Origin of the sequence: Plectonema radiosum NIES-515, assembly GCF_025753815.1 — a bacterium.
In the GTDB taxonomy this organism is placed as follows: Bacteria; Cyanobacteriota; Cyanobacteriia; order Cyanobacteriales; family Nostocaceae; genus Hassallia; species Hassallia radiosum_A.
The window spans coordinates 1-13,281 of record NZ_JAOWRF010000179.1; the positions used below are offsets into that span (position 1 = coordinate 1).

Annotated in this window: 10 protein-coding genes; 1 reads left to right on the forward strand and 9 read right to left on the reverse strand. The window is 41.8% G+C overall.

Annotated features, from left to right (window positions below; translation table 11 throughout):
* Positions 1-359: 359 nt before the first annotated feature.
* The 8 genes from OGM63_RS12150 to lepB form a co-directional block, all read right to left on the reverse strand.
* On the reverse strand, positions 360-698 hold the full coding sequence (locus OGM63_RS12150; protein ID WP_015111218.1) for a P-II family nitrogen regulator: 339 nt from the start codon (positions 696-698) through the stop codon (positions 360-362).
* A 142-nt stretch (positions 699-840) separates the two neighbouring features.
* The gene (locus OGM63_RS12155; RefSeq protein ID WP_263745827.1) at positions 841-1,428 is read right to left on the reverse strand and encodes a hypothetical protein; all 588 of its coding nucleotides are present in this window, start codon (positions 1,426-1,428) and stop codon (positions 841-843) included.
* Positions 1,429-1,642: 214 nt separating this feature from the next.
* Complete coding sequence (gene thiD, locus OGM63_RS12160; RefSeq protein ID WP_263745838.1) at positions 1,643-2,464, reverse strand: bifunctional hydroxymethylpyrimidine kinase/phosphomethylpyrimidine kinase; 822 nt, start codon at positions 2,462-2,464, stop codon at positions 1,643-1,645.
* A gap of 193 nt (positions 2,465-2,657) precedes the next feature.
* Positions 2,658-4,394, reverse strand: a complete 1,737-nt coding sequence (locus OGM63_RS12165) for a R3H domain-containing nucleic acid-binding protein (protein WP_263745828.1) — start codon at positions 4,392-4,394, stop codon at positions 2,658-2,660.
* 70 nt (positions 4,395-4,464) lie between these two features.
* Complete coding sequence (ldpA, locus tag OGM63_RS12170) at positions 4,465-5,625, reverse strand: circadian clock protein LdpA (protein ID WP_263745829.1); 1,161 nt, start codon at positions 5,623-5,625, stop codon at positions 4,465-4,467.
* 238 nt (positions 5,626-5,863) lie between these two features.
* Positions 5,864-7,699 carry a two-component system response regulator gene (locus tag OGM63_RS12175; protein ID WP_263745830.1) on the reverse strand — a complete coding sequence of 612 codons (1,836 nt, stop codon included), beginning with the start codon at positions 7,697-7,699 and terminating at the stop codon, positions 5,864-5,866.
* The gene (locus OGM63_RS30095) at positions 7,696-7,818 is read right to left on the reverse strand and encodes a hypothetical protein (protein ID WP_511041086.1); all 123 of its coding nucleotides are present in this window, start codon (positions 7,816-7,818) and stop codon (positions 7,696-7,698) included. The genes OGM63_RS12175 and OGM63_RS30095 overlap by 4 nt, the downstream gene beginning before the upstream one ends.
* A 1,048-nt stretch (positions 7,819-8,866) precedes the next feature.
* Complete coding sequence (gene lepB / locus OGM63_RS12180; RefSeq protein ID WP_263745832.1) at positions 8,867-9,514, reverse strand: signal peptidase I; 648 nt, start codon at positions 9,512-9,514, stop codon at positions 8,867-8,869.
* Between the two features lie 248 nt (positions 9,515-9,762).
* Here lepB and OGM63_RS12185 point away from each other — a divergent pair, with 248 nt between their 5' ends.
* A complete protein-coding gene (locus tag OGM63_RS12185; protein ID WP_263745834.1) occupies positions 9,763-11,082 on the forward strand; it encodes a dihydroorotase in 1,320 nt (439 codons plus the stop codon).
* 1,384 nt (positions 11,083-12,466) lie between these two features.
* On the opposite strand, the gene tsaE is transcribed toward OGM63_RS12185, so the two are convergent.
* Positions 12,467-12,925: a tRNA (adenosine(37)-N6)-threonylcarbamoyltransferase complex ATPase subunit type 1 TsaE gene (tsaE, locus tag OGM63_RS12190; protein ID WP_263745836.1), complete on the reverse strand. Its 459-nt coding sequence runs from the start codon at positions 12,923-12,925 to the stop codon at positions 12,467-12,469.
* Between the last annotated feature and the right edge of the window lie 356 nt (positions 12,926-13,281).

The following is a 13,281-nucleotide window of genomic DNA, read 5'->3' on the forward strand; positions in this document are numbered from 1 at the left end:
TAACTCTAACTCTGCTCCTCCGCTCCTCCGCTCCTCCTAACTTTTAACTCCTAACTTTTTTAGACTGCTTCTGTGTTCTTTTCCCCAGTAGGAGTTAGGAATAAAAAGTTTTGGGCTTTGAGTTTTGAATTAAGAATATTCTTCAACTCCGCTCCTCTGCTCCTCCGCTCCTCCGCTCCTCCTAACTTTTAACTCCTAACTTTTTTAGACTGCTTCTGTGTTCTTTTCCCCAGCAGGAGTTAGGAATAAAAAGTTTTGGGCTTTGAGTTTTGAATTAAGAATATTCTTCAACTCCTAACTCCTAACTCCTAACTCCTAACTCCTAACTCCTAATTCCTAACTCCTAACTCCTAACTTTTTTAAACTGCTTCTGTGTTCTTTTCCCCAGTACGAATCCGCACAACTTGTTCAACTGGTGAGATAAAAATCTTACCATCACCGATTTCACCAGTGCGGGCAGCGGAAATAATTTTGTCTACCACCATATCAACTTGGTTGTCTTCAACGACAATTTCCACTTTGAGCTTTTGCAGAAACTCAACCGTGTATTCAGAACCCCGATAGCGTTCAGTTTGACCTTTTTGCCGTCCGAAACCCCGGACTTCCGAAACGGTCATACCAACGATACCAGCGTTGACTAAGGCTATTTTCACTTCATCGAGCTTAAAAGGGCGAATAATCGCTTCTACTTTTTTCATTATTTCCACTCCTTACTTCTAGTAGCTTCGTTTATCTATCTAACCAGATCATCTGTCTGACGCTTTAAGTAGCATCTCAACCCCAAATAACTATCTATGGGCATTGGGTATGGAAAAGATGATTTTGACAAGTTAAGCTATTTTACCGACTTTGATGCTCAAAAAACGGACGTACAATCACATACCCAACGCCAAAAGCTGTAAGTATGATTAATAAAACGGCAATGACTAACGACCAAGCGCTGACTTCTTTCGGCTCTGGTTCACTATGGGGATAATAGCGTACTTCTTCCTCTTCGATGAAAACTGGTTCGGGTATTGGGGGAGAGAAGTACGAACTGCCTAAGTCGTGACGCACATTTTCCGGGACTGCCGGTGAATAAAGACGAGAAATCCGCTGTTGTTGTGGTACTTCATTTCCGGGATGGCTGGTTTGACTTTTCAAATCAAAACAAGCGTGAGGAATTTGACTATGATTAGCCGTAGTAGAAGTGTCAACCAAATTTTGCAGGTGCAAAAAAGACTGAACGGCTTTAGTAATTTCTTGGCAAAGCAGTTGATTTTCCTGCACTAATTGTTTATTTTGAGCGGTAAGTGCATCTAACATTCCCTCTGCTGCTTGCAATTCTCCTGCCAAATCCCGGTATACAGATAGTGGTACAGAGGGAGAATAGGCTTTAGGGTTTGCTGTAGATGTATCAGTGTGAATAGAACCTGTGCTTGTTCGCATCGGTAGTTTAGTATCAAAAATGAATGTAATTAGATTATTCAGAACTGCTGTCAGAAAGAGTCAGCCCGGAAACTATGCCAAGAATAATAGAAAAATGCCCAGAGAGTAAAGAATTTTTCTCTTTCAGGAGATAGGAGTAAACCCACAATCCCAAATTTGGTTATTCTGGGGAGAGAATAGGGGAAGCGTGGTGTGGGGGACAAAAGAAAATTTGTTAATTTTTTAATAACGGGAAAAAATGTCCTACAGGACCGTGCCCTTTGCCTATATCTAAAGCGTGAGATAGTGCAGTGGTAAGGTAATCCTTTGCTTGTTGCACTGCTGTGAACAAGTCTTTTCCCATTGCTAGATTAGCAGCGATCGCCGCCGATAATGTACAACCAGTACCGTGGGTATTTTTTGTATCTATCTGCAAAGTTGATAAAGTTTCCAGATTTTGCCCATCAAAGTAGATATCAATACCTCGCAAACTTTCTTGCATCCCTCCACCCTTAACTAAAACAGCTTTCGCCCTCAAAGAGCGATGAATCATTTGCGCTGCTGCTTTCATGTCATCCAGGGAATTAATCTCTAAGTTAGTTAAAATCTGTGCTTCATAGCGATTTGGCGTGACAATTATCGCTTTGGGGATGAGAAGATGGCTTATAGTCTGGACGGCATCATCAGAAATCAATTGTGCCCCGGTGCGTGATACCATTACAGGATCGACTACTAAGTTATCGATTTGTAAAGCTTCTACTTCTTCAGCTACAGCAGCAATGATTTCTTGGTTAAGTAACATTCCCGTTTTTGCTGCTTGCACGCCAATATCTTCAGCGACGGCGTGAATTTGGGCGATAACAGCTTCTTTTGGCATTGCATCAACCCGCACTACTCCTACAGTATTCTGTGCTGTCACGCAGGTAATAGCGCACGTACCGTGAACGCAGTGAAAAGCAAAGGTGCGTAAATCAGCTTGAATTCCTGCACCTCCACCACTATCTGAACCAGCGATGGTTAAAGCAACAGGTGTTTTGGATGTTGTTTGGGTGTTCATGATGCAGGAATAAAGTTTGTAGCTGATTTCATCTGGGATACACAAATAACGAAGATTATCGTCCGCGATCGCCAATACATTCATCTTTCACAAGGTTAAACTGCATATATAGCAAGCTATTAACCTGATAAATCACTAACATTCCTAAATAAAATCCCCCTTTCCTGCTTTGGAAAGGGGGTAGAAGGTGAGGTTAAGCAGGATAAATCCGTAGACGCCGATTCGGTTCATCCCCAAAACTGTGCGACTTCAAGCGGTAGTGTTCTACCAACTCGTGTTGCATTTTACGCACTTGGGCAGAACGTGGCAGTAATTCTACTGGTTGCCCTTTGGGAATGACAATTTGCTCTACGGCAAGTCTAGCTTCCTCTAAAGCATCCATTTCATCATCGCTGCCACTGTGGAGAAATAATTGCAATTCCCGGTCATCAGCTAGCTCTGGATCGTCCATGTTCAGCAAGCGTCGCAAACCACGAGTAATCTGAGGAATAGTGCTAGATTTAATCATGTGAATTGGTACATGACGAGCTTTCGCCATTTGCCTGAGTTTGGCGTGGTTTTTGACATGCGATCGCAGTGCTAAAATTGCATCAGCACTATCTATATCTTTTGTCAATACAACTGGCAAAGTTAACACACTTATTACCTGTTCCAACTGGTGGCGACTAACACCATAGGGGAAAATATACAATGGCAAGTCTTCACCGTTTGGTCCAGCGTGTCTGGGAGCGGCGAAATCAATACTCTCAGAGTAATTGAAAGATTCATCCAATAAGCGGTCAAATTCACTCTGCCCACCCACCCGCTCTCGCTCAGGAGATAATAGCGGTAGTGCTACCATTTGTCCGGATGAACGCCAGCCGTTAGAGGGTCGCGCTGATGCGAAAGATTCCTCACCGACAGCTTGGGGTAAACCACGACCGTTTACTACAGATAACTGTCGAGCGATCGCCACTTTGCCGGTATCATCAACGGTTCTCGTTTGCGGATTAGGCTGACGTCCCCGCAGAAGATTATCAACTGTATCCGCAACAGCTTCGTGTACTACCCAGCGCTGCCGTTCCAGCATTTCCACAGCAATCTCGAAAGTAGGAGGTGCTTTGCGTTCCAAAACAGTTTTTTGACTACCCCGTCTTCTCGCTTCGTCATCCCCCAAAGTCACAGCCTGGATACCCCCAACTAAATCACATAAAGTCGGATTTTTAATCAGGTTTTCTATCTGGTTGCCATGTGCCGTACCTACCAACTGTACACCGCGTTCAGCAATAGTACGTGCCGCCAGAGCTTCGAGTTCTGTACCAATTTCATCAATCACAATGACTTCTGGCATATGGTTTTCCACTGCCTCAATCATCACCTGATGCTGATTTTCGGGATGAGCTACTTGCATTCGTCTGGCACGACCAATCGCAGGGTGGGCAACATCACCATCTCCAGCAATTTCGTTAGAGGTATCGATGATTACCACTCGCTTATTTAACTCATCCGCCAAAACACGGGCTATTTCCCGTAAGGCGGTAGTTTTGCCGACGCCAGGACGCCCCAACATGAGAATCGATTTACCAGTTTCTACCAAATCGCGGATCATACCTATCGTTCCGAATACCGCTCGACCAACGCGACAAGTCAAGCCGATAATTTTGCCGGTGCGGTTACGGATGGCGCTAATGCGATGGAGAGTTTGCTCAATTCCTGCCCGATTATCTCCGCCAAAAATTCCCACTCTTGAGACGCAATCATCTATCTGTTCTTGAGTTACGGGTGTTTCGCTCAGATACTCGGCGCTAGTAGGAAAACGAGCTTCTGGGCGACGACCCAAATCCAAGACTACTTCAACTAAACTATCTCGTCGGGGATGACTCTCTAGTATTTGACGCAGGTCTTGGGGCACAATGTCTAATAACTTTTGGAGATCGTCTGTAATCGTCATGCTTTCTATGGTGACGTTTTTAGAGATAGATAGGACACTTTTTTTGATTTGTGTCCGCAACGCGCTTTGATTAGCGCTCCTGCTGTGACTTGAGTTGGGAAACGAGAGAATAAGCAAGCTCTACAGCTTGCCAAAGTAATACTTCGTCTTCTTCAAGGCGAACAGTTGACTTTACACTTGCTTTGTTTACCTCCTTAGTTTCTAACTGTTCAAGAATCGGTGACAGCAGTACACGGGCATAGCTGCCGTATGCAATACCAGATATGGAGGGGGGGAGGGGAGGAGGGGGAAAGGGGATGAAAGACTCTTTACTCTTCACTCCTAACTCCTCACTCCTAACTTTCCTGACCAGTCCCATTGCTTTTAACTTAGCAACGGTGTAGCTGTTAGTGCCACCTGCTAACTGCACATATCCCGGTAATTTAGCTGCCAAAACTTTTTGGGCTAATTTCACTGCCGCGTGAGTGGTGCCATCTCCAATATCTCCACTCATCGGACGACCATCAGTTTGCCAAATTAAGGCACTGTTTATCGGGGCAATCAGATCCGAAATCGCGTGTAAGTAGTCAGTTAAGTTATCGCCATCGGGACAACTAATTGATACTACCTTGAGACTACCAGACCACGGTGAAATTGCTTGCCACAATCGTTTAAATTCTGTTAAGCGCCCTACTTTTGTATGGATTTCTACGGCATTTACCCCGGTTGACATGACCAACGGTGCGATCGCTCCTGGAGTTGAAACATACGACCTTGTATAAATTATATCATAAGGACAAGCTGGTAAACAACGACCGCAGCCATAGCATTTTTGCGATACGACTCCCGAAAAGTCGTCTTTTATACCGTTAAATACAATTGCTTGCACTGGACAAATCTTTTCACATGGTCTATCGCAGTTTGTCGGACATTCAGTAGGATTAAACTCGGCTTTGCGGAAATGGGGGTCTTCCCCATCGTTTAAACTGACCATTAACAAAGGAGGCTTTGCATTTTTGCCAAAGCCTCGCTTTTCGGCATCCCCAGCTAGATTTTTGGCTACTTGTAGCGCGGATTGTGCTGCTGCAATCACCGCAGGATCAGCTGCGACATCTATGCAGTCAGCACCAGCCAATGTGTAGGCTAATGTTAAACTACTGACCGCAGGCAGATGTTGGAAACTGGCGCCGCAGATGAGCTTAAACCAGTGACCTTCTTTGAGGGAGCGTAAAGGGTTGATGTGATCAGTCACTTCTCTATTATGCTTATATGTGACTGAAAATTGTACTCATTATTTAATAAAAAGTTTTGCCTTGCTGTGTCCAGGGTCAAAAGTCAAAATAATGACTATAGACTAATACACATAGAAGTGGTAAAGATGTAGAGACGTAGCTTTGCGCTACGTCTTCTAGCGGTTGTGGGTAACACATAATTAATTTCCACATCGGTTGAAAACATGTATCTGTCGCATTCTTTTTTCATCCTTGGTATTACCATTGAGGTGAGTTTGTGATGAAATCTAGAACTAATTCTGGTTGTAGAGGTCGAGAAAATAGATATCCTTGAGCGAAATTACAGTTTAAATTTTTCAGCTGTGCTAACTGGAAAGTTGTTTCTACACCTTCAGCGATCGCACTCATCCCCATTGACTTAGCAATACCGAGCACCGCTGGCACTAACCCCATGCTTTCTTCGTTTTCATGCATACGTTTGACAAAGGATTGGTCAATCTTTAAGACATTAAAAGGAAAGCTATACAAATAACTTAACGATGAATAACCTGTACCAAAATCATCCATAACTAACTTAATTTTTCGCTCTCTTAATTGTTCTAATATTTTTTTCAGTGCCTGACTATTTTCCATAATTACACTTTCTGTAATTTCTATTTCTAGACAAGCAGGATTTATTTTAGTTTCTTGAATAATCTGGTCAATTTGTGCTAATAATTTCGGGTGCGAAAACAAGCGCACACTCAAATTGACACTGATAGTTAGAGATTTTAGTGTCGAGTTGTGATTTTGCCAAATAGTTAGCTGTTCGCAAGCCGATCGCAATACCCAAATATTGATGGCATGAATCAAACCTGTTTCTTCCGCAACCGGGATAAACTCTGTAGGAGAAATCAAACCGTGATTAGGGTGTTGCCAACGCACAAGAGCTTCCAATCCAGAGATTTTGCCTGTAACTAAAGAAATAATTGGCTGGTAGTAAACGATAAATTCTTGCCGTTCTACAGCTCTACGCAAATCGTTTTCTAACTCTAACAGTTGAGTAGCTTCGTGATGCATTTCTGGATTAAAAACGTGATATCTGGCTTTTCCTAAAGCTTTAGCTCGATACATTGCTGTATCAGCATCTCGCAGCAAATACTCTGGCTTGTCGCAATCACTATTGCCCCAACTAATGCCAATACTAGCATTTATAAATACCTCATATCGAGACAAATTAAAAGCTAGTGAAAACTGTTGCAGAATCCGTTCAGCAACTTTAATGCCCTCGGTGATATCTGTTAAATTTTCGAGAATAATTCCAAATTCATCTCCGCCTAATCGTGCTAAAGTATCAACAGGCAATAAAGATTCTTCTAGGCGATTGGCAATCGCTATGAGCAATTCATCTCCTACCAGATGACCAAGAGAATCATTGACAAGTTTAAAGCGATCGCAATCTAAAAACAACACCGCAAACTGAAAATCAGTTTGTAGTTGAGCACGATTAAAAGCTTTTTCTAGTCGCTCAATAAACAAAACTCGATTTGGCAATCCCGTCAGTGAATCGTGCAGTGCTATATTCAGCAGTTTATTTTGCAATTGCTGCCGAAAAGTCACTTCTCCCTGAAGTTTTTGTAGAGCCTTTTCTAATTCACCAGTACGTTCTTTTACTCTTTGTTCTAGTTCGCTGTTTAATTTCAATATTTCTAGACGCGCTGTTTTCAACGCTAGTTGATTTTTCACACGCACCAAAACTTCTTCAAACTCAAAAGGTTTGGTAATATAGTCTACACCTCCTGCCCCAAAAGCTTTTATTTTGTCAAAAACGTCATCCAAAGCACTAATAAAAATCACCGGAATATCGGCAGTTAAATCACTCGCTTTTAAACGCTGACAAACCTTATAGCCATCTACTTCTGGCATCATAATGTCAAGCAAAATTAAATCGGGTAATACTGTTTCACAAGCAGTTAGAGCCATTTGCCAGTTAAAAGCTTTACGAACGTTATACCCATGCTTTGTGAGTAGTGAGAATAAAACTCGCAAATTATCTGCTGTATCGTCAATAATCAAAATCTCTTTTTTCTGAGGATCTAACTGCTTGTAATTCATTCTGCCTTTGCTCTAGTTAATTCCATAATTTTCTCAAATTGATAGTTGTTTGCTAAACCTCGGAAAACGCGGAAAATTAGCGGGTTATCTTGAGCAATTTGTTTAAGGAATTCTAAAATTACTTTTTTACCACTACAAAATTACCTATTTTCTTCTTTCTCTTGCTACTACACGAATCAATCACACTCCTAGCATCGCTAAACTGTTGTGCTGACAATTTGCAATGCTTGAAATTTAGAATAAAAGCCTCAAACTTTCTCAAGAACTCCAGAACTCTGCCTCCAATAAAAAAATTAAAAGCCTCACAGCTGACAACTGCTGCATGGTATACCTTTGCTTTCCACTCGGCTTGATCTGTGATAAATGGTTTTAGTCGTAATTATCTGGGTTTATTAACAAAAACTTTTGTCTTTGTGATTTTTACTTGGTTGATATATTTCACCTCCACTGCGTATTTTTTCTAGTAGTACTTCTTCTTCAGTACGTACTTACGGCTGATGGCTAAATCTAGTATTGTTTTTTGTTGTGATTGTCTCCAAGTTTCAGTTTGCCCAAAAGCTTGAAGAAATATGTCAATTTTTTTAGGTGCGATACCGATACTTGTCTTTTGTATGTCTTAGATGGGGTAGAGCAAGTGGGGCAAGATGACCTGATGATGGATAAAGGATGAAAAAAAGACGCGTCTTTGCAGCAGCCCTAAATTTATTTATGGGGTTCTTACTTTATCCTTCTCCTGCAAAGAAGCGTTGCTTTGAACATACTTTAGCTGACGGAACCCCTTCTCCTTCTCAATCACGGAGACGCAAGTGCGAAGGGGGAATGAAACATTAAAATTAAAAATAAAAAGGCAAGATACCAAGAAAAGAAAGAGGTATAGAACCAAACAAAAATAGAGTGCGTTAAACTACATCAACGCACCCACTAAAATTGAAAATATACTTCACAAAGAGAGTTTACTTTTCAGACATTCTCTGACATCAGATGTAAATCTTTGTTAGCTTTAACACAGATAAATTTAGCTACTCTAAAAGCTGCCGTTCTTTTTATTACATGATTGATTATTACTTATTTAGTTGTCTCTATCCAGAAATTTGGTATATTTGAAGATGGCGATACTTGATGAATGCTTACGACTCATTGTGGTATATTTCCCTTCTTAAATTATCTTTAATTTGGATACAGTGGTGTCTTATTATCGATTCCGCCAATATGATTTAAGGGCCAAAAACGAAGTATGGCACGACCGATAATGTTTTCGCGAGGGACAACACCCCAACAGCGACCATCATAACTCTGGGTGCGGTTGTCTCCTAACACTAGATATGAGTTAGGTGGTATAGTTACGGGTTTGGCTAAAAAAGGTGGCTGCGGTCCTGATGTGCAAACTTCTTTTTCTGTGCGTATATCTTTGCTGAGATAATTAGTTTCCGGAATAAGTTTGTTATTGATGTATACTTTGCCATCTCTAAGTTCTACTTTTTCTCCAGGTAAACCAATTACACGTTTAATAAAAGCATCTTGATATTGTTCTTTTTTTAACTCTTCCGTAGGGGAAAATACTACAATGTCTCCTCGCAGTGGGTCAGAAAATTTATACTTCAACTTATCAACAATGATTTTGTCTGCCTCCCACTGATTTTCCGATCCGTGCAGGGTAGGTTCCATTGAACCAGAGGGAATCCAGCGAGCTTCCGCAACAAAGGTACGAATTCCCAAAGCAAGAATTATACTTAATACGACTGTTCTACCTAGTTCTGCGATCCAGGAATTATCAGGTTGTTGGTTAGAGTTGTTATCAGACACTTTATTATGCATTAAATTACAGAAGTAAAAGGAAGACGGAGTTAATTAAACTACCACAGTCACTGTATTAGTTCATCTTAACCGGGGAAATGTGAGTTTCTGGTTATTTTGGCATCTTGACATGGTAATTCATAGTTAAAAAGAATAAACTTTTTTGTCACCAGGAGCGAAAATTTGTTAAAAATGGTGCAACCAATTTAACCGCAAAGAATTATTTTCTGTCACGATAAAAGTGAATTTTCCTTCTGGCTCTTAACTCCATGTCATCTCCAAAAAGTTTACTGATTCGCCGCGCTCGCATTATTCTACCTAATGGTGAGTTAATAGTAGGGGATGTCCTGACCCGCGATCGCCAAATTATTGAAGTCGCTCCAGAAATCTCCACGGCAACACCAACAACAGAAATTGACGCAGATGGGTTAACTTTGTTGCCAGGGGTAATTGACCCCCAGGTACACTTCCGGGAACCAGGACTAGAACACAAGGAAGACTTGTTTACTGCCAGCTGTGCTTGTGCTAAGGGGGGAGTTACCTCCTTTTTGGAAATGCCGAATACCCGTCCCCTGACGATTACTCAGCAAGCTTTAGACGACAAGTTGCAACGCGCTCAAAGCAAGTGCCTGGTTAATTATGGCTTTTTTATTGGCGCAACTCCAGAGAATCTCCCAGATTTGCTTTCTTCTAAGCCGACACCAGGAATTAAGATTTTCATGGGTTCGGCACACGGTCACTTGCTGGTGGCTGAAGAAGCGGCACTTGATGCTATATTTGCTAAAGGCGATCGCTTAATTGCTGTTCACGCTGAAGACCAAGCCAGAATCAACGAACGTCGCAAGGAATTTAAAGGAATTCACGATCCTGCTGTTCACTCGCAAATTCAAGATAATGAAGCGGCACTTTTGGCAACTAAGCTAGCGTTAAAACTTTCTAAAAAATACCAACGCCGGCTGCATATTCTGCACATGTCAACGGCAGAAGAAGCTGACTTGCTGCGTCTGGGTAAACCGAGTTGGGTAACGGCAGAGGTAACACCACAACATTTATTGTTAAACACCAGCGCTTATGAGACAATTGGGACTTTGGCGCAGATGAATCCACCTTTGCGATCGCTTCACGATAACGAAGTCCTTTGGCAAGCTTTGCGCGACGGTGTGATTGATTTTATAGCCACAGATCATGCACCCCACACTTTAGAGGAGAAGGCTCTAGAATATCCCAACAGCCCCTCTGGAATGCCTGGGGTGGAAACTTCTCTACCTTTAATGTTAACTGCTGCCATGCAGGGGCGATGTAGTGTTGCCCAAGTTGTCAATTGGATGTCAACCGCTGTGGCTTCATCCTATGGTATTCCGAATAAAGGAGCGATCGCACCTGGATTTGATGCTGATTTAGTTTTAGTAGATTTGCAAACCTACCACCAAGTCCGACGCGAGGAATTGTTAACTAAATGTGGTTGGAGTCCTTTTGAAGGCTGGAATCTTACCGGATGGGCTGTGACAACTATTGTCAACGGTGAAATTGTTTATGACAAAGGCAAGTTGAATACTAATGTGCGGGGTCAAGCTTTAAATTTTTTGTAGAACTGCATTAGACATCTCCGGAAAAGAATGTAGAGACGTAGCACAGAATCGTCTAATCAAGGATTTCGGACAACGCATAGTTCATTTTTGGAGATGTCTATTAGACATCGGCTGCTATGCTTATTATGCGTTGCCCGAACCCTAGAGACTACCAAGTGCTACGTCTCTAGGTCTTTTCTCAGCCTATGTCTATTTATGACTCAGAACCCCGGTTTGTTAAAGAAACTGGGGTTCTCTTTAACCAGACAAAAGCCAAAAGAAATCTGTTTATTATTAGTCATAAATTTACCTCTCAATTTTACTTACGCCTTCAGCAAACATATAAGAGATAATGCATCAAATTTTCTTGAGATATTTGCTATTTTTGATGCTAAAAATCATGTTGTCCCACTTTTCTTGGTCAAGGCGATCGCTTCAAACATTTTCACACTAAGGGCGCATCTCGGTAAAAACATCAAGTGAAGGCAGCTTGAAAAACCATCTCGTATTTCTACCAAAATAGATTTTCGGGCGTTGGACTATATATAGTAGGGTTAACCTGCTTTGGCTTCAGTATTAACTACATAATTAGCGATCGCAATATATTTTTATCCTCAACAAATCAAAGTAATTTAGCTCATTAACTTGTAATTAGCGATTTCTACTGATTACATTTTGAAATCAACTTGGCAATACTAACAATAGACCTCAAGACTCATTCTTTTTTGCACTATTGCATAAGAGAGCTTTTTTCCTACCCCTTTCACGCGGCTATGCGGTGGACGGGTTCCCCGGCAGCCGCGTTGGGGTTCAAAGCGTTGTAGAGAGTCAAGTCAGACCCCAAGACCAAACTAGCGCTCCCCTTTCCCCTTTGGAAGTGCAAGAAGTCTATGGAAATTACTCTATCCCGATGTCAATCAAGCAGTAAGCAGCATAGTTGAGAGCAGATACGATAAATCCGGCAAAATTCGTAGTCTCTCAGCCGCAAAAATACTGTTGTACCGAGAATTATATTTTTTAATTGAGTCATAATCTATATGCGTATTTATAATTATAAATACGTATAACATCATTTACATTTGCTATCAAACATCAAATGTAAATACTTGATAAAACTATCGTTGTAGAAAATTATTTAGGAAAAGCTGGTAACTAAAATGACAAATTTTGAAAATGACTCTGACGAGCGTGGTAGTGGCAGATTTGACCAGCCCTCAATTTTACATGGGCTGTTTTCGGACATTTTGTGGTGTCGCAAGAAATAGGCAATTTCTGAGTTTTCTTTTTTTTTAGCAGATGTGCTTGCTGGAGACATTAGCAATTCCCTTATTTCCGTGCGGAGTATACACAGCGTTCATTTCGGCTTGAGTTATAAAAAAGCGTGTCTTGCTCTGATTGAGAAGAGTTATACTAGCCGTGCGATCGCTTTGTTAATCAAGCAATTAAACGCTGTAATTTCGGCTTGACGTGTGCCCTCATCCCCAGAGGTCAAACACACTTTGAGATAACTATCTGGCTGGTACGGCATTCGCTCTGCCCATTCGATCGCCACAATTCCTGGTGTAACTTCAATACCTTCCCAGTAGGTTTCTAAATTCAAAGTTACGACTTCTTTTGATTCTAAGCGATATAAATCGAGGTGGTATAGGGGAAGACGCCCTTCATCGTACTCATTAATCAGAGTAAAAGTAGGACTAACAATAGGTTCAGTTATACCCAAACCTGCACCAATACCTTGGACTAACGTAGTTTTGCCAGCACCTAAATCACCTTTTAGTAAAATTACACTACCGGCAACCAGCGATCGACCAAAAGTGAAGCCAAGCTCATGCGTAGCTTCTGCACTTGCAAGAACAATTTTCATAATTGGTTTGGAGTTGGGAGTTGGGAGTTGGGAGTTGGGAGTTAGGAGTTGGGAGTTAGGGGTTAGGAGTTGGGAGTTGGGAGTTGGGAGTTAGGAGTTGGGAGTTAGGGGTTAGGAGTTAGGAGTTAGGAGTTGGGAGTTAGGAGTTAGGAGTTAGGAGTTAGGGGTTAGGGGTTTGGAGTTGGGAGTTAGGGGTTAGGAGTTTGGAGTTAGGGGTTAGGAGTTTGGAGTTAGGGGTTAGGGGTTAGGAGTTTGGAGTTAGGGGTTAGGAGTTAGGAGTTGGGAGTTGGGAGTTTGGAATTGGGAGTTTGGAGTTTGGAGTCAAGATTCCCCCTTGTCCCCCTTGTCCCCCTTGT

Coding starts and splice junctions, on each gene's coding strand:
- OGM63_RS12155 (WP_263745827.1), bottom strand. CDS start 1,428: ATGCGAACAAGCACAGGTTCTATTCACACTGATACATCTACAGCAAAC.
- OGM63_RS12185 (WP_263745834.1), top strand. CDS start 9,763: ATGTCATCTCCAAAAAGTTTACTGATTCGCCGCGCTCGCATTATTCTA.
- thiD (WP_263745838.1), bottom strand. CDS start 2,464: ATGAACACCCAAACAACATCCAAAACACCTGTTGCTTTAACCATCGCT.
- OGM63_RS12165 (WP_263745828.1), bottom strand. CDS start 4,394: ATGACGATTACAGACGATCTCCAAAAGTTATTAGACATTGTGCCCCAA.
- tsaE (WP_263745836.1), bottom strand. CDS start 12,925: ATGAAAATTGTTCTTGCAAGTGCAGAAGCTACGCATGAGCTTGGCTTC.
- OGM63_RS12175 (WP_263745830.1), bottom strand. CDS start 7,699: ATGAATTACAAGCAGTTAGATCCTCAGAAAAAAGAGATTTTGATTATT.
- OGM63_RS12150 (WP_015111218.1), bottom strand. CDS start 698: ATGAAAAAAGTAGAAGCGATTATTCGCCCTTTTAAGCTCGATGAAGTG.
- lepB (WP_263745832.1), bottom strand. CDS start 9,514: ATGCATAATAAAGTGTCTGATAACAACTCTAACCAACAACCTGATAAT.